The 22863-nt window shown below is 64.5% G+C and carries 18 protein-coding genes; 11 read left to right on the top strand and 7 right to left on the bottom strand.

Annotated features, from left to right (window positions below; all coding sequences use genetic code 11):
• The first annotated feature begins 132 nt into the window (after positions 1-132).
• From SB822_RS24215 to SB822_RS24200, 4 genes are read left to right on the top strand one after another with little or no spacing between them, the layout of a single operon-like run.
• Entirely contained in the window at positions 133-1473 is a 1341-nt protein-coding gene (locus SB822_RS24215; protein WP_410855772.1) for a formylmethanofuran dehydrogenase, read from the top strand.
• Positions 1470-3161 carry a formylmethanofuran dehydrogenase subunit A gene (locus SB822_RS24210; RefSeq protein ID WP_007730429.1) on the top strand — a complete coding sequence of 564 codons (1692 nt, stop codon included), beginning with the start codon at positions 1470-1472 and terminating at the stop codon, positions 3159-3161. Before SB822_RS24215 ends, SB822_RS24210 begins: the two co-directional genes overlap by 4 nt.
• Positions 3158-4132 (top strand): formylmethanofuran--tetrahydromethanopterin N-formyltransferase, encoded by a 975-nt coding sequence (gene fhcD, locus SB822_RS24205; protein WP_410855771.1) that lies wholly within the window; start codon positions 3158-3160, stop codon positions 4130-4132. The genes SB822_RS24210 and fhcD overlap by 4 nt, the downstream gene beginning before the upstream one ends.
• Positions 4129-4956: a formylmethanofuran dehydrogenase subunit C gene (locus tag SB822_RS24200; protein WP_007585764.1), complete on the top strand. Its 828-nt coding sequence runs from the start codon at positions 4129-4131 to the stop codon at positions 4954-4956. The genes fhcD and SB822_RS24200 overlap by 4 nt, the downstream gene beginning before the upstream one ends.
• A 34-nt stretch (positions 4957-4990) precedes the next feature.
• On the opposite strand, the gene SB822_RS24195 is transcribed toward SB822_RS24200, so the two are convergent.
• Entirely contained in the window at positions 4991-5911 is a 921-nt protein-coding gene (locus SB822_RS24195) for a LysR family transcriptional regulator (RefSeq protein ID WP_007585766.1), read from the bottom strand.
• Positions 5912-6192: 281 nt separating this feature from the next.
• On the opposite strand from SB822_RS24195, the gene glyA reads away from it, so the two are divergent.
• From glyA to SB822_RS24160, 7 genes are all read left to right on the top strand, one after another.
• Positions 6193-7515 carry a serine hydroxymethyltransferase gene (gene glyA, locus SB822_RS24190; RefSeq protein WP_079487214.1) on the top strand — a complete coding sequence of 441 codons (1323 nt, stop codon included), beginning with the start codon at positions 6193-6195 and terminating at the stop codon, positions 7513-7515.
• A 59-nt stretch (positions 7516-7574) separates the two neighbouring features.
• The gene (locus SB822_RS24185; protein ID WP_410855770.1) at positions 7575-8843 is read left to right on the top strand and encodes an aminotransferase class V-fold PLP-dependent enzyme; all 1269 of its coding nucleotides are present in this window, start codon (positions 7575-7577) and stop codon (positions 8841-8843) included.
• Positions 8844-8953: 110 nt separating this feature from the next.
• Entirely contained in the window at positions 8954-9910 is a 957-nt protein-coding gene (locus SB822_RS24180) for a D-2-hydroxyacid dehydrogenase (protein WP_007585770.1), read from the top strand.
• Positions 9911-9947: 37 nt separating this feature from the next.
• Positions 9948-11135, top strand: coding sequence for a malate--CoA ligase subunit beta (locus tag SB822_RS24175; protein ID WP_007585771.1), 1188 nt, complete (start codon positions 9948-9950; stop codon positions 11133-11135).
• Between the two features lie 11 nt (positions 11136-11146).
• Complete coding sequence (gene sucD / locus SB822_RS24170) at positions 11147-12052, top strand: succinate--CoA ligase subunit alpha (protein ID WP_007585772.1); 906 nt, start codon at positions 11147-11149, stop codon at positions 12050-12052.
• On the top strand, positions 12030-14942 hold the full coding sequence (locus tag SB822_RS24165) for a phosphoenolpyruvate carboxylase (RefSeq protein WP_410855769.1): 2913 nt from the start codon (positions 12030-12032) through the stop codon (positions 14940-14942). Before sucD ends, SB822_RS24165 begins: the two co-directional genes overlap by 23 nt.
• Positions 14943-14991: 49 nt before the next feature.
• The gene (locus SB822_RS24160) at positions 14992-15975 is read left to right on the top strand and encodes an HpcH/HpaI aldolase/citrate lyase family protein (RefSeq protein ID WP_094297904.1); all 984 of its coding nucleotides are present in this window, start codon (positions 14992-14994) and stop codon (positions 15973-15975) included.
• Between the two features lie 67 nt (positions 15976-16042).
• On the opposite strand, the gene SB822_RS24155 is transcribed toward SB822_RS24160, so the two are convergent.
• From SB822_RS24155 to glnT, 6 genes are read right to left on the bottom strand one after another with little or no spacing between them, the layout of a single operon-like run.
• Positions 16043-17494 carry a pyridoxal phosphate-dependent decarboxylase family protein gene (locus SB822_RS24155; protein ID WP_410855768.1) on the bottom strand — a complete coding sequence of 484 codons (1452 nt, stop codon included), beginning with the start codon at positions 17492-17494 and terminating at the stop codon, positions 16043-16045.
• A gap of 41 nt (positions 17495-17535) precedes the next feature.
• Positions 17536-18435 (bottom strand): bifunctional methylenetetrahydrofolate dehydrogenase/methenyltetrahydrofolate cyclohydrolase FolD, encoded by a 900-nt coding sequence (gene folD, locus SB822_RS24150; protein ID WP_007742741.1) that lies wholly within the window; start codon positions 18433-18435, stop codon positions 17536-17538.
• Positions 18432-19799, bottom strand: a complete 1368-nt coding sequence (locus SB822_RS24145; RefSeq protein ID WP_007585777.1) for an FMN-binding glutamate synthase family protein — start codon at positions 19797-19799, stop codon at positions 18432-18434. The genes folD and SB822_RS24145 overlap by 4 nt, the downstream gene beginning before the upstream one ends.
• Positions 19800-19814: 15 nt before the next feature.
• Positions 19815-20513 (bottom strand): protein glxC, encoded by a 699-nt coding sequence (locus tag SB822_RS24140; protein WP_007585778.1) that lies wholly within the window; start codon positions 20511-20513, stop codon positions 19815-19817.
• A complete protein-coding gene (locus tag SB822_RS24135; RefSeq protein WP_410855767.1) occupies positions 20501-21409 on the bottom strand; it encodes an amidophosphoribosyltransferase in 909 nt (302 codons plus the stop codon). Before SB822_RS24135 ends, SB822_RS24140 begins: the two co-directional genes overlap by 13 nt.
• A gap of 51 nt (positions 21410-21460) precedes the next feature.
• On the bottom strand, positions 21461-22789 hold the full coding sequence (gene glnT, locus SB822_RS24130) for a type III glutamate--ammonia ligase (protein ID WP_410855766.1): 1329 nt from the start codon (positions 22787-22789) through the stop codon (positions 21461-21463).
• Between the last annotated feature and the right edge of the window lie 74 nt (positions 22790-22863).

Below are 22863 nucleotides of genomic sequence, written 5' to 3'. Positions count from 1 at the left end.
TGCATCGCACGCGGCGCAAAACACATCGAATACGCGCCGCGCATGCATGCCGCGCAATTCGCGTTTGTCCGGTAAAGCGAAGGCTCTTCGCAGAACCACAACGGATGGCATATGAGTTGCTGATAGCCGGACATGACCTCTATCAGTTCCCCTACGTCCTGGACGTGTCCGTTCTGCCCGCTGTTATGCGATCGTCTTTCGATCGCGGCCGGCGAGACGTTGACCTTGACGGGCACCGACTGTCCGCGTGCGACGCGGGCCCTCGCGCAGTTCAGCGCGCGTCCCGCACACGCACAGCCGATGCACGACGGCAAGCCGATCGCATTCGACGATGCCATTGGCCTCGCGGCCCGATGGCTCGCGCAAGCGAAGCAACCGTTATTCTCGGGCATGGCCACCGACGTGGCCGGCACGCGAGCGCTGTATCGCCTTGCCAACGCGAGCGCCGCCATCATCGATCACGCCCACGGCCGCTCGCTGATGCACGGCCTGACGGCGATGCAGGACCGCGGCGCGTTCACGACCACGCTTTCCGAAGTGCGCGCGCGCTCGGATCTCATCGTCTGTTTCGCGTCAACACCCACTACCAGATACCCGGCGTTCTTCAAACGGTGCGGGGTCGGCGCTAAGCCGGCCGATGCAACAGGCCCGGCCCGGCGCGACGTGATCTTCGTCGGCAGCGAGATCGACGCGAACCTCGAATCTATGGCGCAGCCCGGCACGGTTTCGCAACGCGCCATCCCGTTGCAGGGCGATCTGTACGAGACCATTGCGCTGCTGAACGCGCGGATCGATTCGCTTCTGAAAGGCCAGCCGATGCCCGGCAATGCGCCTGCACTCGAATCGCTGGCCGCGCACATGCTCGCGGCGCGTTACGTCACGCTCGTCTGGAGCACGGCCGATTTGCCTGGCAGCCATGCGACGCTGCTGGTCGAAGGGCTCGACCGTCTGACCAAGTCGATCAACCTGAAGACCCGCGCAGGCTGCCTCGCGCTCGGCGGAGACGACGGCGCCGCGACCGTCAACCAGACGCTCACGTGGATGTCCGGTCTACCCCTTCGCACGGGCGTGCATCGAACCGGTCTCGAACACGATCCGCATCGCTATGACACACAGCGGTTGCTCGACGAGCGTGCTGTCGATGCTCTCGTGTGGGTCGCAAGCTTCGGCGCCGACCTGCCGCCGCCACAGACCGGCATGCCGACGATCGTGCTGGGTCATCCCGGCCTCGCGGCATCGTCCACGGATCGCCACGGGCCGACGCTCTTCATGCCCGTCTCGACGCCCGGCATTGGTTCCGCCGGTCATCTGTTCCGCACGGACGGCGGCGTCGTGCTGCCGCTCGTGCCCGTGTATGAGGACAGCTTACCCACCGTCGCGCATGTGGCCGCGCAGATCGCGCATGCGCTGGCGGCACCGCATTCAAACGCGCAATCAACCGCACAATCAACCGCAAAGGAGCCCGCCCGATGAGCACGTTCCGGTTGCGCGGTGGCCGCGTGTACGACCCCGCCTCACGCATCGCCGGGCAGATCAGCGACATCTGCGTGCGTGACGGCCGGATCGTCGACCTGCCCGAACAGGAATCCGTCGATTGCGAATACGACGCCTCGGGCATGGTCATCATGGCGGGTGGCATCGACATGCATTCGCATATCGGCGGCGGCAAGGTCAATCTCGCGCGCCTGCTGATGCCGGAGGATCATCGCGGCCGCCGCGCTTCCGACAATCCACTCGAACTCGCCTCGTGCGGCGACTGCACGCCGGGTACGCTCGCGACGGGCTACCGTTACGCTGAGATGGGTTACACGGCGGCATTCGAGCCGGCGATGATCGCATCGAATGCGCGCCACACGCACCTCGAAATGGGCGACACGCCGATCATCGATCACGGCGCCTACGTGATGCTCGGCAACGACGAATTGTTCTTGCGCATGCTGGCCGGGCAAACCGACTACGAACGCCTGCGCGACTATGTCGGATGGTCGATTCACGCGACCCGCGCGCTTGGCGTGAAGGTTGTCAATCCCGGCGGCATTTCGGCATTCAAGTTCAACCAGCGCAGTCTCGATGTCGACGAGCACCATACGCACTACGGCATCACGCCTCGCGACGTGCTGCATGTGCTCTCGCGCGCGCTCACCGATCTCGGCGTGCCGCACCCGCTGCATATTCACGCAAGCAATCTGGGCGTGCCAGGCAATATTGATTCGACGCTTGCCACCATCGATGCGCTCGAAGGTCTGCCCGGCCATCTCACGCACATTCAGTTTCACAGCTACGGCAACGACGGTCCCCGGAAGTTTTCGTCGGCGGCGCACCGGATCGCGGAGGCCGTCAACGCGAACCCGAACATCTCGATCGACGTCGGCCAGATCATGTTCGGTCAGACGGTGACGGCGTCGGGCGACATCATGAAGCAGGTCAAGCAGGCCGCCTTCGCGTCGCCGCGCAAATGGATCGCGGGCGATATCGAATGCGATGCGGGCTGCGGCGTGGTCCCGTTTCGCTACCGTGAAACCAGCTACGTCAACGCGCTGCAGTGGACGATCGGCCTGGAGCTTTTCCTGCTGGTGAACAACCCCTGGCAAATCACGCTCACGACCGATCATCCGAACGGCGGCCCGTTCACGAGCTATCCCCATCTGATCCGCCTGCTGATGGACAAATCGTTCCGCGACGAACAGCTGGCAAAGCTCCATCCCGACGTTGCCGCGCAATCGCCGCTTGCCAGCCTGAAACGGGAACTCGACCTCAACGAGATCGCCATCCTGACCCGCGCCGCGCCCGCCCGGCTGCTTGGGCTCAAAGATCGTGGCCGGCTCGATGCGGGCGCGGCCGCCGATATCGCCGTGTACCGCGAGCATGCCGACCGCGAAGCGATGTTCCGCGCGCCCGTCTATGTGTTCAAGGACGGGGAACTGGTCGCGCGCGACGGCCGCATCGTCGCGACGCCAGTGGGCGGCACGCACTATGTCGAACCCGAATTCGACCGCTCGATCGAAAAGGTGGTCGAGGAGTACGGTGACGCCTATCTCGCGACCAACATGCGGCGCGCGCCCATCAGCCGCGATGAACTCTGCCTGTGCGGCAACGGCGGGCGTCTGCTGCCTGCAGCGTGCGGCGTACATCGCCAACAGCGTGCGGAGTCCCCGTCATGAGCGATATCACTTCGAGCGCGGCGCCTGTAGTCGAGCGTCCGGCGGCACCGCGCAGCGTGCGCGGCGTCGCGATCGACGACACGTTTGCCGAAGCGTTTCCGATGAAAGCGACGCGCCTGATCGTGACGGCGCGTAACGCCACCTGGGCACGCAACGCAGCCCTCGCGGCGACCGGCTTTGCGACATCGGTGATCGCATGCGGTTGCGAAGCGGGCATCGAGCGCGAACTGTCACCCGACGAAACACCCGACGGCCGGCCAGGCCTCGCCCTGCTGCTATTTTCGATGTCCGGCAAGGAGCTTGCGAAACAGGTCGAGCGCCGCGTCGGACAGTGCGTGCTGACATGCCCGACGACGGCCGTTTTCGGCGGCATCGCGAATGGCGAGCCCATCGCGCTCGGCAAGAATCTGCGCTTCTTCGGCGACGGCTGGCAGATTTCGAAGCTGATCGACGGCAAGCGCTATTGGCGCGTGCCCGTGATGGACGGTGAATTCGTCGCCGAGGAAACGACAGCCGTCGTCAAAGGCGTCGGCGGCGGCAACCTGCTCTTTCTTGCGCGCGACACCGACGCGGCGCTCATTGCCGCGCAGACGGCCGTTGACGCGATGCGCACTGTACCGAACGTGATCCTGCCGTTTCCGGGCGGCGTCGTGCGCTCGGGCTCGAAGGTCGGCTCGAAATATTCGGCGCTGCCTGCCTCGACCAACGATGCGTTCTGCCCTGGCCTCAGCGAACTCGCACTACGCACCGAACTGACGGGCGATGTGCAGAGCGTGCTCGAAATCGTCATCGACGGGTTGAGCGATAGGGATGTTGCTGAAGCCATGCGTGTCGGCATCGCAGCGGCGACGGGCGCGGACGCTGGCGTGGAAAAGGGACTGGTGCGGATCTCAGCAGGCAACTATGGCGGCAAGCTCGGGCCGTTTCACTTTCATCTGCATCAACTGTGCGACGCGCCGGAGAACCGATGAAGCGCATCACGTTACGTCTGAAGCACGCGCCCAGCCTGCGCATCGACGCGCGCGAACTCCTGCCCGCGCGACTCGCGGAGCTGAGCGCCGTCGAAATCGGCAAGATGGCGCTTTGGCACGGCAGCGAGCCGATCAACGTGGGCGATCTGTTCGCTGTCGAGATCGCTGATGAAGCATCGCTCGACCTGCCTCAACTCAGGTTCGAGGGCGATATGCAACGCTTCGACCGGCTTGGCTCGCGCATGGACGCGGGCCATCTCGTCATCGATGGCAATGCAGGGGATTTTCTCGGCGCGCAGATGAGCGCGGGGACGATCGTCGTCGAAGGTCATTGCGGGAGCTTCGCCGCGTGTGAGCTATCGGGCGGCCGCGTCGAGATTCGCGGCAATGCCGGGGATTTTGCAGGCGCCGCGCTGCCGGGCGACATGGACGGCATGCGCGGGGGCACGCTCGTGATTCATGGCGATGCGGGCGCGCGTCTGGGTGACCGCATGCGTCGCGGCACGATGATCGTATTCGGATCGGCGGGCGCGTTCGTGGCGTCGCGCATGGTCGCGGGGACGATCGCCGTTGCAGGCCGTGTCGGCGAACATCCGGCGTATGGAATGCGGCGCGGCTCGCTGCTGCTGCTCGATTCCGCGTGGCCTGCAACGCAACGCTTCGCGGAAAACGCCAGCGATATCGACGTATTCTGGCGGCTGCTGGTGCCGACGCTCGCGCGAGAAGGCGGCGCGTTTGCCATGTTGTCGCGTGCGCAACCTCCACGGCGGCTACGCGGCGATGTATCGGTGCAAGGCAAGGGCGAAATATTGCTGGCTGGGTAAGCGCTAAAAGCCATCCGTCACGCAAGCGCGTTCATCATTCGCCCGACACCCGCTCACCCGCCTCATGGGCTCCGTTGATCAGACTGTCCCTGAACGCCGACGCGGCAGCCGAAAGCTGCTTGCTCTCGCGATGCACCAGATACAGATACCGGACGATCGGAAAGTGCTCGACATCGAGCACCTTGAGCCGAAGGGTTTCGAGTTCGGCCATGATCGTCGCGAGGGGCACGACTGACAGGCCCATACCCGCCTGCACGGCCCATTTCACAGCCTCGTTGCTGCTCACTTCCATGCCTGGCCGAAAGCTGGTCCGGTGCTCGGCAAAGAAGCGCTCCATCGCGCGGCGCGTGCCGGAGCCGGATTCGCGCACCAGAAACGTTTCGCGCTCGAGCGCGCCCAGCGCAATGCGGCGCTCGCGCACGAGCGAGTGATCGGGCGGCGCGATCATCACGAGGGGATTCTTCGCCACGCGCACGGCAGCGAGACCTTGCCCTTCGGGCGGCATCCCCATGATGGCGAGATCGGTCTCGTTGTTCGCCAGTTCGTTCAGCACGCACTCTCTGTTACCGACGGAGAGACTCACGTTCACGCCTGGAAAAGCCCGCGTGAACTTCGCGATCAACTGAAGCGCGAGCGGGTTGGTCATCCCGCTCACCACCGACACCTTCAGCTTGCCCTGCTTCATGTCGCGCAGCTGATCGAGCGACGCTTCGAGAAGCGACAACTGTTGCTGCAACAGCCGCGTATGGCTGTACAACTCCTTGCCCGCCGCTGTCAGGAAGACGCGCCGTCCGACCTGTTCGAACAGCGGCATACCGATGCCCGTTTCGAGCTGCTTCAGTTGCGACGACACGCCGGGCTGCGTCAGATGAAGCTCCTCCGCTGCGCGCGAAAAACTCAGATGACGCGCACTCGCCTCGAACACCTTTAGCTGGCGCAATGTCAGGTGCAGCATCTCGCTCCCTACCCTCCCACGCACGCGGCAAAAACGCCTTGATTTCACGCCTCAACTGTACCAGCGGAGGAAGCGTCCGCAATGCCCAAGAAGAGGTACTCCGCGAGGCGCGAGGTCCGACAGGCAAGGCTCACACGCAAGGTTATGGATCGGATAAGTAACGCGAATGAGTGTTTTCGGCGGCACGCCACTACCATCGGTTCAACAGGAATACGAAGGGGATACGGAGGGGACGAGCAGCGACGTCCAGCCTGTCTGGTTCATTAAAGAGAGGTTCATACATGTTCAGCTACAAAAACACGATTGCCGTCACCGACCCGGAATTGCGGCAGGCCATCTCGGCGGAAACGCAGCGTCAACAGGATCACATCGAGCTGATCGCATCCGAAAATTATGCGTCGCCGGCCGTGCTGGAAGCGCAGGGATCGCAGCTGACCAACAAGTACGCGGAAGGTTATCCGGGCCGCCGCTACTACGGCGGCTGCGAACACGTCGACGTGGTCGAGCAGCTCGCCATCGATCGCGCGAAGCAGTTGTTCCATGCCGAGTATGCAAACGTGCAGCCGCATTCGGGATCGCAGGCCAATCAGGCCGTGTATCTGTCCGTGCTGAAACCGGGCGACACGATTCTCGGCATGTCGCTCGCACACGGCGGACACCTCACGCATGGCGCGTCCGTGAACGTGAGCGGCAAGCTGTTCAATGCCGTGTCGTACGGTCTCAATCCCGATACGGAAGAAATCGACTACGAGCAGGTCCAGCAACTCGCGCAGACTCACAAGCCGCGCATGATCGTTGCGGGTGCTTCCGCCTACTCGCTCGTGATCGACTGGCAGCGGTTTCGTGCGATCGCCGATAGCGTCGGCGCGTCGTTGCTCGTCGATATGGCGCATTATGCGGGTCTCGTGGCGGCGGGGCTGTACCCGAGCCCCGTGGGCATCGCCGACTACGTCACGACGACCACCCACAAGACGCTGCGCGGTCCGCGTGGCGGCATGATTCTCGCGGGCGCACAGGCTGCGAAGGCAATCGACTCCACGATCTTCCCCGGCATCCAGGGCGGCCCGCTGATGCATGTGATCGCGGGCAAGGCAGCCGCGCTGCGCGAAGCAATGACCGACGAGTTTCGCCAGTACCAGCAACAGGTGCTTATCAACGCCCGGACGATGGCGCAGACGCTCCAGCAACGCGGTTTGCGGATCGTGTCGGGCCGCACGGATTCACACGTGTTCCTCGTCGACCTGCGCGCGAAAAACGTCACGGGCAAAGAGGCGGAAGCCGCGCTTGGCCGCGCCTTCATCACGGTCAACAAGAACGCGATTCCGAACGATCCGCAAAAGCCCTTTGTCACGAGCGGCGTGCGTATCGGTTCGCCCGCTATCACGACACGCGGCATGCGCGAAACGGAAGCGCAACAGCTTGCGCATCTGATGGCCGATGTGCTCGACGCACCGGCCAACGATCTCGTGATCCGCCGCACAGCGGACGCCGTGCTCGCACTGACCGCGAAGTTCCCTGTGTATCGCGACGCGCCCGACGCACCGCGCCACAACGTGCCCGCGACACGGGACGACAGCACGGCCGCCGGTCACGCCGCGCACTGAACCACCCGAACGACATCATCCAAACGACAGATCACGATCATCACCCAAGGAGACGAACCATGTCGAATACTTCTGCCGCGCGCATCCCTGGACGCAACATTCTCGCCGTCCCCGGTCCGACCAATGTTCCCGACGCCGTGCAACGCGCGATGGTGGTGTCGATGGAAGACCACCGTTCGACGAAATTCCCCGAACTCACGCATGGCCTGCTCTCCGATCTGAAGAAGATCGTCCGGACGGCGGAAGGCCAGCCCTTTATTTTTCCGTCGTCGGGTACGGGCGCATGGGAAGCGGCGCTCACCAACACGTTGTCGCCGGGTGACCGGGTCCTGGTGCCGCGCTTTGGCCAGTTCAGCCATCTGTGGGCCGACATGGCGCAGCGCCTGGGCTTCGATGTGGAAATTCTCGACGTCGATTGGGGCGAAGGCGTGCCCGTCGAGCGGATCGGCGAGATCCTGAAGGCGGACCGTCAGCACACCATCAAGGGCATTCTGGCCTGCCACAACGAAACGGCGACGGGCGTGACGAGCGATATCGGCGCACTGCGCCGCGCAATGGACGCGGCGGGCCACCCGGCCTTGCTGTTCGTCGACGGCGTGAGCTCGATTGGCTGCATTGATTTCCGCATGGACGAATGGGGCGTCGATCTGGCCGTGACGGGCTCGCAGAAAGGTCTGATGCTGCCGGCGGGCCTCGGCATCCTGTGCGTGAGCCAGAAGGCGCTGAAGACGATCGGACACGCGAAATCGCGCCGCTGCTACTTCGATCTCGCCGACATGGTACGCACCAACGCCACCGGCTATTTCCCGTACACGCCTGCGCTTTCGCTGCTGTACGGGCTCCGGGCCGCGCTCGACCTGCTGTTCCAGGAAGGGCTCGACAACGTGTTCGCGCGGCATCACTACCTGGCTTCGGGTGTGCGCGCCGCCATCACGGAAGGCTGGGGACTCGAAGTGTGCGCGAAGGCGCCGAAGTGGCACTCCGACACGGTGTCCGCGATCGTCGTGCCGGAAGGATTCAACGCCGCGCAGGTCATCGACACCGCTTATCGCCGCTACAACCTCGCGCTCGGCGCGGGACTCTCGAAGGTCGCGGGCAAGGTGTTCCGCATCGGCCACCTCGGCGACCTGAACGAGCTGATGCTGGTGAGCGCGATTGCAGGCGCCGAAATGGCCATGCTCGATGCCGGTATCGACGTGCGGCCAGGCAGCGGCGTAGGCGCAGCCGGACAGTACTGGCGCACGCACACGCCGGGTGCGCAGGCCGCGACGCATACCGCGACGCAGCGGGTGGCAGAGCCTGTCGCGCGCCGCGCCGCAAATGCGTGAACACAGCGGCATGAGCACGGCTCTATGAGCGCGACCGCCTGAACGCGCCTGCCTGAAGCAGGCGCGGCGGGTCGCATCCTTCCCGCCCACACTACGGAACGCACGACACCATGCGACACGAAATCGTTTTTCTCGACCGTTCCACGCTGAATGCCGATGTTCGGCGCCCAACGTTCGACCACCACTGGGTCCAGTACGCGTCGACCTCTGAACAAGAGGTCATGCGGCGACTCGAAGGCGCCACCATCGCGATCACCAACAAGGTGCCGCTGCGAGCCGACATGCTCGACAGGCACCCGTCGATCAAGATGATTGCCGTGGCGGCGACGGGCTATGACGTCGTCGATACGGCGTACTGCCGCGAGCGTGGCATCGCCGTCGCCAACATTCGCGGCTATGCATCCCACGCGGTTCCGGAGCACACGTTCGCGCTGATCCTCGCGTTGCGGCGCAATCTGCTCGCGTACCGCAACGACGTGCTGAGCGGACGCTGGCAGCAGACCAAGCAGTTCTGCTTCTTCGACCATCAGATCCGCGATCTACATGGCTCGACGCTTGGCATCATCGGCGGCGGCGCGCTGGGCCAGGGCACGGCGCAGATTGCGCGCGGCTTCGGCATGCGCCCGGTGTTCGCCGCTCACGACGCGCAGCGCGCGCGGGTGCCTGGCCTCGAATACGCCGAACTCGACACGGTGCTGCGCGCGTCGGACGTGATCTCGCTGCACGCGCCGCTCACGCCTGCCACGCGCAACCTGATCGGGCTCGACGAGTTGCGCAGCATGAAGCGCAACTGCCTGCTGATCAACACGGCGCGCGGCGGGCTGGTGTGCGAAGCCTCGCTCGCCACGGCGCTCAAGGAAGGACTGATCGCCGGTGCAGGCTTCGACGTGCTGAGCCAGGAGCCGCCCGTCGCGGGCAATCCGCTGCTCGAGCTCGATCTGCCCAACTTCATCCTGACACCTCACGTTGCATGGGCGTCCGACGACGCCATGCAGTCGCTAGCCGACCAGCTGATCGAGAACATCGAGGCATTCGCGCGCGGCGTACCGCGCAATCTCGTGACCTGACGGTTCGCAAACCACGCAATCAAACGGAGACATCGACATGGACATTCACGAGTATCAGGCCAAAGACCTGCTGTCTGGCTTCGGCGTGCCGATCCAGCGCGGCGCGGTCGCCTACACGCCGGATCAGGCCGTCTACTGCGCCACGGAACTCGGCGGCTGGCACTGGGCCGTCAAGGCGCAGATTCATTCGGGCGCGCGCGGCAAGGCGGGCGGCATCAAGCTGTGCGAGACCTATCACGATGTGCACGAGGCGGCGACCGCGCTGTTCGGCAAGCAGCTCGTGACGATCCAGACGGGACCGGAAGGCAAGGTCGTCGAGCGCGTGTACGTGGAGGTTGCCGAGAAATTCGAGCGCGAGATCTATCTCGGCATCGTGCTCGACCGCAAGGCGGAACGCGTGCGCGTGATCGCTTCCGCACAGGGCGGCATGGATATCGAAGAAGTGGTGCGCACCAACCCGGGCGCCGTTCTTCAGACGGTGGTCGAGCCAGCCGTTGGCTTGCAGCCCTTCCAGGCGCGCGAGATCGCCTTCGGCCTTGGCTTGAACATCAAGCAGGTGAGCCGCGCCGTCAACGCGATCATGGGCGCGTATCGCGCGTTTCGCGACCTCGACGCGACGATGGTCGAGATCAATCCCCTCGTCGTCACCGATGACGACCGCGTGATCGCCCTCGACGCGAAGATTTCGTTCGACGACAACGGCCTGTTCCGCCACCCGCACGTGTCCGAGATGCGCGACGCGGCGCAGGAAGATCCGCGCGAAGCGGAAGCCGCGCAGTTCGGGCTGAACTACGTGGGGCTCGACGGCGATATCGGCTGCATCATCAACGGCGCCGGCCTCGCGATGGCCACCATGGACACGATCAAGTACGCAGGCGGCGAGCCGGCGAACTTCCTCGACGTCGGCGGCGGCGCATCGCCCGAGCGCGTGGCGGCCGCGTTTCGGCTCGTGCTGTCGGACCAGAATGTTTCGGCCGTGCTCGTCAATATTTTCGCCGGCATCAATCGCTGCGACTGGGTTGCCGAAGGTGTCGTGCAGGCGGCCCGCGGCCTGAGAGTGCCCCTCGTCGTGCGTCTGGCGGGGACCAACGTCGAAGAAGGACGACGCATCATCAAGGAAAGCGGCTTGCCCATCATCGCGGCGCAATCGCTGCTGGAAGCGGCGCAAAAGGCCGTCGAGGCCTCCAAGGCGCACCGCGCCCGCCAGGCCGGCAACCCCAGATAAGGAGAACGGACATGAGTATCCTGATCGACGAAAACACCCGCGTCATCGTGCAGGGCTTCACGGGCGACAAGGCGTCGTTCCATGCAAAAGAGATGATCGAATACGGCACCAACGTGGTCGGCGGCGTCACGCCGGGCAAGGGCGGACAGCTTCATCTCGAACGCCCCGTGTTCGACACCGTGAAAGACGCCGTGCGCGAAACGGGCGCCACCGCGAGCCTCGTGTTCGTGCCGCCGCCCTACTGTGCCGACGCCATCATGGAAGCCGCCGACGCCGGCCTGCAACTCGTCTGCGTGATTACCGACGGCATCCCGGCACAGGACATGATGCGCGTCAAACGCTATCTGCTGCGTTATCCGAAGGAAACCCGCACGATGGTGGTCGGCCCGAACTGCGCGGGCATCATCAGCGCCGGACGCGCGATGCTCGGCATCATGCCGGGCAACATCTACCGGCGCGGCAATATCGGCATCGTGTCGCGCTCGGGCACGCTCGGCTATGAAGCCGCCGCGCAGCTCAATGCGCTCGGCCTCGGCGTCACGACGAGCGTCGGCATCGGTGGCGATCCCATCAACGGCAGTTCGTTCCTCGATCATCTGAAACTGTTCGAGCAGGACCCCGAGACCGAGGCTGTCGTGATGATCGGCGAGATTGGCGGTCCGCAGGAAGCCGAGGCCGCGAAGTGGGTCAGCGAGCATATGACGAAACCCGTCGTCGGCTATGTGGCCGGTCTGACGGCGCCCAAGGGACGGCGCATGGGACACGCGGGCGCGATTATCTCGGCAGCGGGCGACAGCGCGGCGGAGAAAGCGGAAATCATGATGTCCTACGGCCTCTCGGTGGCGCCCAGCGCGTCCGAGCTGGGTTCCACGGTTGCCTCTGTGCTCGAAGACCATGTCACGCGCCGCGTTGCCTGATTGGGGCTACGGCCCAGAACCACAACCCGACCCGCCGCGCGTCGAGGTTGTGCGCCCCTTCCCCGCGAGCAGGCACGCCGACGTCGACCGGCTGCACGAACTCGCGATCGCGTCGGCTGCCCTGCCCGCGCTCAGCGCGGAAGATTATGAATACGCTGTCATCGAGTTGCTGTCGGAACTGTTGCGCGACATCGCGCGCGGCCGCCAGCCAGAGGTCGAACGCACGCTGATGGGCGAGTCGGCGCATGAATCGATGACGGAACTGATGCGCGAGCGGATGGACGATCGCACCGCGCGTGTCATCCTGAGGCGCATGCTGCAGGCGCAAGGCATGTGGTTCCAGCTGCTCAGCATCGCCGAGCAGAGTACCGCGATGCGCCGCCGCCGGGAGATCGAAATCGAAGGCGGCTACGACAGGTTGCCCGATTCGTTTGCGCGGGTGATTGCCGAAGCGGCCGAGGCGGGCATTCCTGCCGCCGAGGTGCGCGACGCGCTGAGCCAGATGAAAGTGCGCCCCGTGCTGACGGCCCACCCCACGGAAGCCAAGCGTGTCACGGTGCTCGAAATCCATCGACGCATCTACCGGCGTCTGATGGAACTCGAATCGCCGCGCTGGACACCTCGCGAACGCTACACGCTCATTCTCGCGCTCAGGAACGATATCGAGCTGTTGTGGATGAGCGGCGAGCTGCGGCTCGAAAAACCCACGGTCGCACAGGAAGTCGCGTGGGGACTGCACTTTTTCGGCGAGACGCTGTTCGAAGCCGTGCCATTGCTGTTCGACAAGCTGGAGAGCGCGCTCGCGCGTCACTATCCGGGCGAGCGCTTCGACATGCCGCGTTTTTTCCAGTTTGGTTCGTGGATAGGCGGAGACCGCGACGGCAATCCATTCGTCGACGACAGCGTCACGCGCGCCACGCTGCATGAGAACCGGCTCGCGTGCCTGAAGCGCTACCGGCTGCGTCTTGTCGAACTGACGCAGATGCTGAGCATCACGTCCGAGGCATTGCCTGTGCCGGACAGTTTCCACGAAGCCCTGGCGCGGGCGCTGATGCGCAGCGGCGAGGCCACGTCGATCGCGTCGCGCAATCCGGGCGAACTGTTCCGTCAATACCTGACGTGCATCTTGCGCCGGCTCGACGGGTCGCTTGCCAACGCCAGCCGGCCCGCCGACGGCACGCCCGTTCAAGGTGGCTATACGAGCGCCGACGAGCTTGCCGCCGACCTGCTGGTGATCGAGCAGACGCTTTTTGCGACGGGCAGCGCGCAACTGGCGCATATGCTCGTACGGCCGTTGCGGCAAGAAGTGGAGACGTTTCGCTTCAGCACCGTGCAGCTCGACCTGCGTCAGAACACGACGGTGATCGAGCAGGCGCTGCGCGCGTTGTGGCGCGCGACCTGTGGCACATCCGGCGAGCCGCCCGCCAGCGACTCGCCCGAATGGAAAGCGTGGCTGCTCAGCGAACTGGCCCAACCCTCGGACAGCGAGCAGGAGCGGGAACGCCGCTTCGATTCGCTGCCATTCGACGAGGCACAGACGCTGCAGATTTTCCGCACGGCGCGCGAGATGCGCCAGCAGGTGGATCGCAATGCATTCGGCGCGTTCATTCTGAGCATGACGCATCGGGCGAGCGACGTGCTCGGGGTCTATCTGCTTGCCAAGGAAGCCGGTCTCTTTTCCGACGCGGCCGGGACGGAAAGCTGCACGTTACCCGTCGTGCCCCTGCTCGAAACCATCGACGACTTGCGCCGCGCGCCCGAAATCCTGCGCGAACTGCTGGCCGTGCCGATGGTCCGCCGCAGCATTCGCGCACAGGGCGGCGTGCAGGAAATCATGATCGGCTATTCGGATTCGAACAAGGACGGCGGATTTTTCGCGAGCAACTGGGAATTGTCGAAAGCGCAGACGAAGATCAAGCGGCTCGGCGATGAACTGGGCGTCACGATCGCGTTCTTCCACGGACGCGGCGGGTCAGTGAGCCGGGGCGGCATACCGGCTGGCCGCGCCGTCGCCGCGTTGCCCGCCGGTTCGGTCAAAGGACGTTTTCGCGTGACCGAACAGGGCGAAGTGGTGTCGTTCAAATACGCGAATCGCGGCACGGCGCAATATCACGTCGAGTTGCTTGCGTCGAGCGTGCTCGAACATACGCTGAAGTCGGAGCGCGAAGAAGCGTTGCTGCCGAAGGGCGAATTCGATGAAGCCATGGAAGCGCTCTCGGGCGCGTCGCGGGCTGCGTATGCGAAGTTCATCGAACAGCCGGGCATGCTCGCGTATTTCCAGGCGGCCAGCCCGCTCGAAGAACTGTCGATGCTCAACATGGGCTCGCGCCCTGCCCGCCGCTTCGGTGCAACGAGCTTGCAGGATCTGCGCGCGATTCCGTGGGTGTTCGCATGGTCGCAGAACCGGCACGCGCTGACGGGCTGGTACGGCGTGGGCAGCGCGATCGAAGGCTTCCTCTCGGTGCGGCAGGAACGCGGGATCGACCTGCTGCGGCGGATGTTCGACGAATCGCGGCTGTTCCGGCTCGTCATCGACGAGGTCGAAAAGACGCTGGCCCAGGTCAATCTCGACATTGCGCGCGAGTATGCGAGCCTCGTGCCCGATGAAGCGATCCGCGACACGATCTTCGCGCAGATCGAAGCCGAATTCAGGCTCACGGTGAAGATGGTGCAAACGCTCACGGGCTCGTCCGGACTGGGCACGCGCTTTCCGAAGTTCCATGCGCGCCTGCAGCGCCGTTTGCCCGCTATCGATCTCGTTAGCCGCCAGCAGATCGAACTGCTTCGTCTCTACCGTTCGTCACAAACGGAACGACAGCGGCGCGCGTATCAGGTGCCGCTGCTGCTGTCCATCAACTGCATCGCATCGGGCTTCGGCGCGACGGGCTAGGCGCCCGTTGCCGTCATGCCTTCAATGAAATGACCTCAGGAGAACCCGTATGAGCTTTACTGTCATCGAGCAGGCCAAAGCGCGATTGCACCGTTCCGAGCTGGCCGTGCCCGGCTCGAATCCCGCGATGTTCGAAAAAGCCGCGCGCTCGGCCGCGGACATCATCTTCCTCGACTGCGAAGACGCCGTCGCTCCCGACGACAAGGAGCAGGCACGCAAGAACATCATCGAAGGGCTCAACGATATCGATTGGGGAAGCAAGACGATGATGGTCCGTATCAACGGACTCGATACGCACTACATGTATCGCGATGTCGTCGATATCGTCGAAGCGTGTCCGCGTCTCGACATGATCCTGATTCCGAAGGTCGGCGTGGCCGCGGACGTGTACGCCGTCGATATGCTCGTCACGCAGATCGAGGCGGCCCGCCAGCGCACCCGCCGGATCGGCTTCGAAGTGCTGATCGAAACCGCGCTCGGCATGGCGAACGTCGAGGCCATCGCGCAATCGAGCCGCCGTCTCGAAGCCATGTCGTTCGGCGTCGCGGACTATGCGGCCTCGACGCGCGCGCGCACGACGGTGATCGGCGGCGTGAATCGCGACTATGGTGTGCTCACGGACAAGAATGAGCGCGGCGAGCGCGATTACTACTGGGGTGATCAGTGGCACGCCGCGCAAACGCGGATGATGGTCGCTTGCCGCGCCTATGGGCTGCGTCCCATCGACGGACCGTTCGGCGATTTCAGCGATCCCGATGGCTACGATGCCGCCGCGCGCCGCGCAGCCGTGCTGGGTTATGAGGGGAAATGGGCGATCCATCCATCGCAGATCGAACTCGCCAACCGCGTGTTCACGCCCGCCGAAGCGGAAGTGACCAAGGCGCGCCGCATCATGGAGGCGATGGCGCAGGCCGCGAAGGAAGGCAAAGGGGCTGTCTCGCTGGATGGCCGGCTGATCGACGCAGCGAGCATCCGCATGGCCGAGGCGCTGCTCGCGACGGCAGATGCGATCGGCGGTAGCAACAAGCGATAAATGCGAAAAGCGGGCGGCCCGTCGAAGTTGACGGACCGCCCGCAAAAGTACAGCGCTTGAGCAACGCTTATCCGAATGCCAATGCCATCGCTTCCCGTTCCTGACACAGGTAGTCGCCATGCACCTGATCCCATGCCGACAGAATCGCATCGGCGGCACGATCCGCGTCGTGCTCCGTCGTGGCCCACGAGATGACCGACAGACGCATCACCGCGCGCCCTTGCCAGCGCGCCGCGCGCACATCGCAGATGCCCTGCGCCCGGATACGTTCGATCGCGCGCAGCGTCAGTTCGTCGGCGAGCGAGACGTCATAGGCCGAACCGAAGCGCACGATCACCTGGTTCAACTCGACCTCGTTGAGCAGCGCGACACCGGGACCCAACGCAAGCCGGCGTGCCATGCGCCGCGCGAGCGCGCAATGGCGTTCGACCATCGCCGCGATGCCCTGCCTGCCGAGCGAGCGCACGAGCGCCCAGAGCGCAAAGCCGCGTGCGCGGCGCGACAGCTCCGGCGTGTAGTGCACAGGGTCGCGAACGCCTTCATCTGCTTGCGGCAGATAGCTCGCGTTAATCGACATCGCGCGACGGTGAGCGGCGGCATCGCGTACGAACGCGCAGCCGGTTTCATAGGGTGCTTGCAGCCACTTGTGCGCGTCGGCCGCCCATGAATCCGCGTCTTCGATGCCGGCGGCAAGATCCCTGTGCTGCGGGCTTGCTCTGACCCACAGCCCGAACGCCGCATCGACGTGAACCCATCCGCCATGCTCGTGCGTACACGCCGCGATCTCGCCGACGGGATCGAACGCGCCTGTCATCATGTGTCCCGCCTGGGCGATCACGATGAGCGGTCCCGAATGCTGCGCGAGCGCCTCCCGCAACGCGGAAACCTGCATGCGGCCCGACTCGTCGGCGGCGATCCGGATGACACGCCGCTCGCCGATGCCCAGATAGCGCAGCGCGGCCAGCACGCCCGCGTGCACGCCTTCGCCGACATACACGGAGATGGGCGGCGCACCACACATACCGTCGGCCTCGACATCCCGGCCAGCATGCCGCAGCACGGCGTCGCGGGCCGCCGCGAGGCAGACGAAATTGCTCATCGTCGCGCCCGTGGTGAAACCGACCGAGCACTCGCGCGGCAGGTCCAGCAAATCGAGAAACCAGCCCGCCACCACCTGTTCCGCGACGGCGGCAGCAGGCGCGCCGTGCCAGGTCGCGGCATTTTGTCCCCAGATGCTCGTGAGCCAGTCCGCCGCGACGGCGGCGGGATGCGAGCCGCCCGCAACCCAGCCGAAAAAGCGCGGCCCCGCCGTGCCGAGCAAACCCGGCTCGGCAATGACCGAGAGCCGCGCGATGACGGCATCGGCGGGCTCGCCTTGTTCCGGTGTCGGGCCACCGAACGCCGCGCTCAACTCGCCGAAGCTCGCTATCGGACCCGTTGGGCGCGACGCGCGCGAGTCGTGAAATGCGAGCGCGAGCCGCGCGGCGGTTTCGAGTGCGTTACGTGTATCGTCAGTCATTAGAGGCCTCCTGCAATCGTCAACGCCGTAATTTTTTTGCCCTACCCTGCCGGCACCTGCCAGAAGGGCTGCGGCGGATGAAACGCTTCGCCATCTGCAAACCGCTCGGCGGATCGCAACGTGTTCTCGATCAGCATCGTGACCGTCATCGGTCCCACGCCGCCCGGCACGGGCGTAATCCATGATGCCCGCTCGCGCACGGGCTCGAAATCGACGTCGCCGACGATGCGCCCATCAGGCGTGCGATTGATCCCGACGTCGATCACGATCGCACCTTCCTTGACCATCTCCGCCTTGATGAGACCCGGCTTGCCTGCGGCGACGACCAGAATGTCGGCGTGAATCGTGTGCTGCGCAAGGTCGCGCGTTTTCACGTGACACACGGTGACGGTGGCTTCCTTCTGCAGCAGCATCAACGCCATCGGCTTGCCGACGATGTTGCTCGCGCCGACCACCACGACGTTCTTCCCCGCCACGTCGATACCCGTCGTCTCCAGCAGAAGCTGAACGCCATACGGCGTGCACGGCGGAAAGATCGAATTGCCGACCACCAGCGCGCCCACGTTGTAAAGATGGAAACCGTCGACGTCCTTGTCGACGACGATGCTTTCCAGCACGCGCCGCACGTTGATCTGCGGCGGCAACGGCAGTTGCACCAGAATGCCGTGCGTGCTGCGCTCGACGTTGAGCGCGGCAATACGATCGAGGAGTTCCGTTTCCCGGCAATCCGCGTGGAACCTGTGCATGAACGAGCGCACGCCGCAATCCTCGCAGGCTCGCACCTTGTTCGCGACGTACAGCTCCGACGCAGGGTTGTCGCCGACCAGCACCACGGCGAGACCGGGCACGACACCTCGCGCGGACAGGGCCGCGACGCGCTCGCGAAAGCGCGCGCGCAGCCGTCGCGCAAGGTGCCGGCCGTCGATGATCTGCGCTGTCATCGGGCGCCGTTCAGGCCGGGAATCCAGTTGGTCCCGGCGAGCGGCACACGCGCCATCGCCGCGGCTTCGACCGTGAGCGCCACGAGGTCTTCCGGCTCCAGGTGGTGAACGTTCTGCTTGCCGCAAGCACGCGCGATCGTCGTCAGCTCCATGTTCAGCGTCTTCAGATAGTTCTTCAGACGCTTCGCACCGACATCGGGCTTCAGACGTTCTTGCAGCACCGGGTTCTGGGTCGTGATGCCAACGGGGCACTTGCCCGTGTGGCAATGGTGACAGAAGCCCGGCGCGGTGCCGAGGCTCGCGTAGTCGTCGAGCGCGCTCACATGCTGGCCGTTCTCGATATACGAGCCGCTATTGCAGCCCAGCGACACCAGCACGCCCTGGCCGATGGCCACGGCATCGGCGCCCATCGCCAGCGCCTTCGCGACGTCGGCCCCGCTGCGGATGCCGCCCGAGATGATCAGCTGTACCTGCCCCTTCATGTTCAGGTCTTCGAGCGCATCGACCGCCTGGCGCAACGCGGCGAGCGTCGGGATGCCGACGTTCTCGATGAAGCAGGTCTGCGTCGCGGCCGTGCCGCCCTGCATGCCATCGACGACGATCACGTCCGCGCCCGCGTGCACCGCGAGCTTGACGTCATTGAACGTGCGCGTCGCGCCGACCTTGACGTAGATCGGGGTCTGCCAGTCGGTCATCTCGCGCAATTCGAGAATCTTGATCTGCAGGTCGTCAGGGCCTGTCCAGTCGGGATGGCGCGATGCCGAACGCTGATCGATTCCTTCTGGCAGTGTGCGCATTTTGGCCACGCGCGGCGAGATCTTCTGGCCGAGCAACATACCGCCCCCACCCGGCTTGGCCCCTTGTCCGATCACGACCTCGATCGCGTCGGCCTTGCGCACGTCGTCGGGATTGAAGCCGTAACGCGACGGCAGGCACTGATAGACGAGCGTCTTCGACGATTGCCGTTCTTCGGGCGTCATGCCGCCGTCGCCCGTCGTCGTCGAGGTGCCGAGTTCGGTGGCTGCGCGGCCAAGCGATTCCTTCACGTTCGCCGACAGCGCGCCGAAGCTCATGCCCGCGACGGTGATGGGGATGGCGAGCTCGATCGGCTTCTTCGCGAAGCGCGTGCCGAGCACGGTCTTGGTCACGCACTTTTCGCGGTATCCCTCCAGCGGATAGCGCGACAGCGATGCGCCGAGAAACAGCAGGTCGTCGAAGTGCGGCACGCGCCGCTTCGCCCCGAGGCCACGGATCTCATACAGTCCGTGTGCCGCAGCGTTCTGGATGTAGTCGATCGTCTTGCGGTCGAAGCCCCAGGACTCTTCGGTGGCGATATGTTTCATGTGTACGGGCTTGATTTCCATGGCGGGGTCCCCGGTTCAATATTCCTGATTCGCGTCGGCATTCCAGTGATACAGCGAGCGGGCCGACGAGACGCGTCTGAATTCCTTGGGATCGAATTCCGCGAATGCGGGGCCCGCTGCGCGCAGCAGTTGCGCGACGGCTTCCACATCGGCAGGTTGCATCGGCTCTTCACGCGCGTCGGCACCGAGCGACTTGACCTTGCCGCGCACATAGATCACCGCCTCGTACAGCGAGTCGCCGAGCGCATCGCCGGCGTCGCCGCAGATCACGATCCGGCCCGCCTGGGCCATGAACGCGGAAAAGCTGCCAACCGATCCCTTCACGACGATGTCCGCACCCTTCAGCGAGATCCCGCAGCGCAGGCCCGCGTCGCCCTCGATGACGAGCAGCCCGCCGTGCGCCGATGCGCCCGCCGCGTTCGAAGCGAAACCCTTCACGTGCACGCGGCCGCTCATCATGTTCTCGGCCACACCCGTGCTGGCGCTGCCCGAGATCGTCACTTTCGCTTCCTTGTTCATGCCGGCGGCGTAATAGCCTGCATGGCCGTCGATCTCGATTTCGATGGGAAGATCGAGCCCCACCGCAATGTTGTGCGCGCCATCGGGATTCGAGATCAGCACGCGGCGCGTGCCCGCTTTCGCGGCCTCGCGGTGCAGGAAGCCATTCACGTCCGTCACCGAGGCGGACGCCAGGTCGAAGTTCACACTGTCCATACGTACATCTCCTCGGGAGCCGGTTCAAAAACGCGGGCGTGCTTGATGTCGGGCAGATGCGCGAGCGAACGGAACTCGGAGGCAATCGCGACGAAATCGTCCGTCTCGGCGACCACAGCGGGCTTGCAGGCGAACGGATCGCGGATCAAAGCGAGCTTGTCGGGCGTGCCCATCAGAAACGTGAAGAAGCCGTCGAGCTGCTCGAAACCCTTCTGCAGCGCCGCTTCGAGATCGTCGCCTTCGCGCAGCCGATATTCGAGGAAACGGCAGGCGGCTTCCGTGTCGTTGTCGGTATCGAAGCGAATGCCGTGCGGTTCGAGCATGCGTCTCACGCCGAACGGATTCGACAGCGAGCCGTTGTGCACGAGACAGAAGTCCTCGCCCGCTGTAAAGGGATGCGCACGATCGGGCGTCACGGCGGATTCCGTCGCCATCCGCGTATGCCCCACCAGGTGCGTGCCCGTCAGCCCGCTAAACGCGTAACGGTCCGCGACCTGGCCGGGCGTGCCCGTGTCCTTGTACAGATCGATCATGCGTCCCGTCGACAGCACGTGCAGCCCCGGATGCGTTTCGCGGATCCAGTGCTTGACCGTTTCGGGATCGACGGCAACCGTCAATACGGCGTGGTTGTCCTTCACCTGCACCGATGCCTTGGCGCCCAGATGCGCGTTCAGTTCATGAACCAGCCCCTGCCAGTTGAAATCGGCGCCTTCTTCCGTCAGGCCCGAGTAAAAGCTGATCTTGCGCACGCCGTCGGCAACAGGCTCCGTGAACACCGCAAGGCCCGCCGAGTCCGGCCCGCGCTCCGTCATGCCCAGCAGCATGGGCACCATCAATTCGCCGAGCCGCTCGCGCAACTCGGGCTTCTTGACGAGTAGTCCGACAATTCCACACATCGTTATCTCCTCGCGCTTAAATTCAAGCGAAAAGCTGTTTAGGATTCTTGATCAGAAAAATTCGAGGTAGGTCTTCTGTTCCCAGTCCGACACATGGCGCATGTACTCGATCCACTCCATGTGCTTGAGACGGAGAAACTCGCCGCCCGCCGGCCCCAGCGCCTCGAGCATCACCTCGTCGCGCTCCAGCGCATGCAACGCGGCTTCGAGGTTCTGCGGCAAGATGCTGATGCCGTTCTCCTTGAGGTCACGCTGCGACATCTCGTAGAGGTTGGCATTGCAGGGTTCACCCGGGTCCAGACGGTTTTCGACGCCATCGAGCCCGGCCGCAATCACGGCAGCCGTCGCGAGATAGGCGTTGCACGCGGCATCGGGCAGGCGGAGTTCGATCCGGCCGCCCGGAATGCGCACCATCGACGAGCGGTTGTTGTCGCCATAGCTCACATAGGCGGGCGCCCATGTCGCGCCTGTCAAAGAACGGCCCACGACGAGACGCTTGTACGAATTCACCGTCGGCGCGCAGATCGCCGTGAGCGCCGCGGCATGCTTCAGAATGCCCGCCGTCCAGTGGTAGGCGAGCTTCGAGAGGCCGAGGCCGCGCTCGTCGTGATCGTCGGCGAACAGGTTCTTCTTGCCATCGGAAATCGACATGTGCATGTGCATGCCGTTGCCGGGCCGGTTCGCGAACGGCTTCGGCATGAACGAGCAAACGAGGCCCAGTTCGTTGGCGATCTCCGCGGCCGCCATCTTGAAGAAGACGTAGTGATCGCAGGACTTCAGGCAGTCGGTGTACGTGTAGTTGATCTCGAACTGGCCGTTCGCGTCTTCATGGTCGATCTGATAGACGTCGATGCCCGCCTTGATCAGCGCATCCGTCAAACGCTCCAGGAATTCGCGCGAGCGGGAAAGACCCTTGTAGTCGTAGCACGGCTTCGGCAATGCATCGGTGTGGTCGCAGGGTGCGATCGTGCCGTCCGCCCCCTTGCGCAGCAGCGAGAACTCCGGCTCGAGCCCTGTGTTGAGAATCCAGCCGTGTTCTTCGAGGCGGCGAATCTGTTTCTTCAGCGTCACACGGCTTTCGAATGGCCACGGCTCGCGCTTCACATGTCCGTCGCAGACGACGCGCGCATAGCCCGGTTGCCAGGGCACGAGTTGCAGGGTATTGATGTCGCCGACGGCCATGAAGTCGGGCCCTTGCGGATCGATACCCAGTCCCCACACGGCGAAGCCCGCGAAGCCGGCACCCGCCGTGAGAATGCTGTTCAGATGCGCCGCAGGCACGGATTTGGTCTTCGCGACTCCGTGGATATCGACGAACTGCGCGAGGATGTATTTCACCTCGTTTTCTGCGAGAAATTTTCGGGCGTCTTCGGGGGTCATCTGAATGTCCTTGAACGTGATAAATCCAGGTTTCTGAAAACGCCGGCCCGAGTGCGCGCCCGCGTCGACTACTT

Origin of the sequence: Paraburkholderia sp. SIMBA_054 (genome assembly GCF_046534875.1) — a bacterium.
GTDB classification, from domain to species: domain Bacteria; phylum Pseudomonadota; class Gammaproteobacteria; order Burkholderiales; family Burkholderiaceae; genus Paraburkholderia; species Paraburkholderia hospita.
Note: the sequence above shows the minus strand (reverse complement) of the source record. Positions and strands in the feature narration are given on the sequence as shown.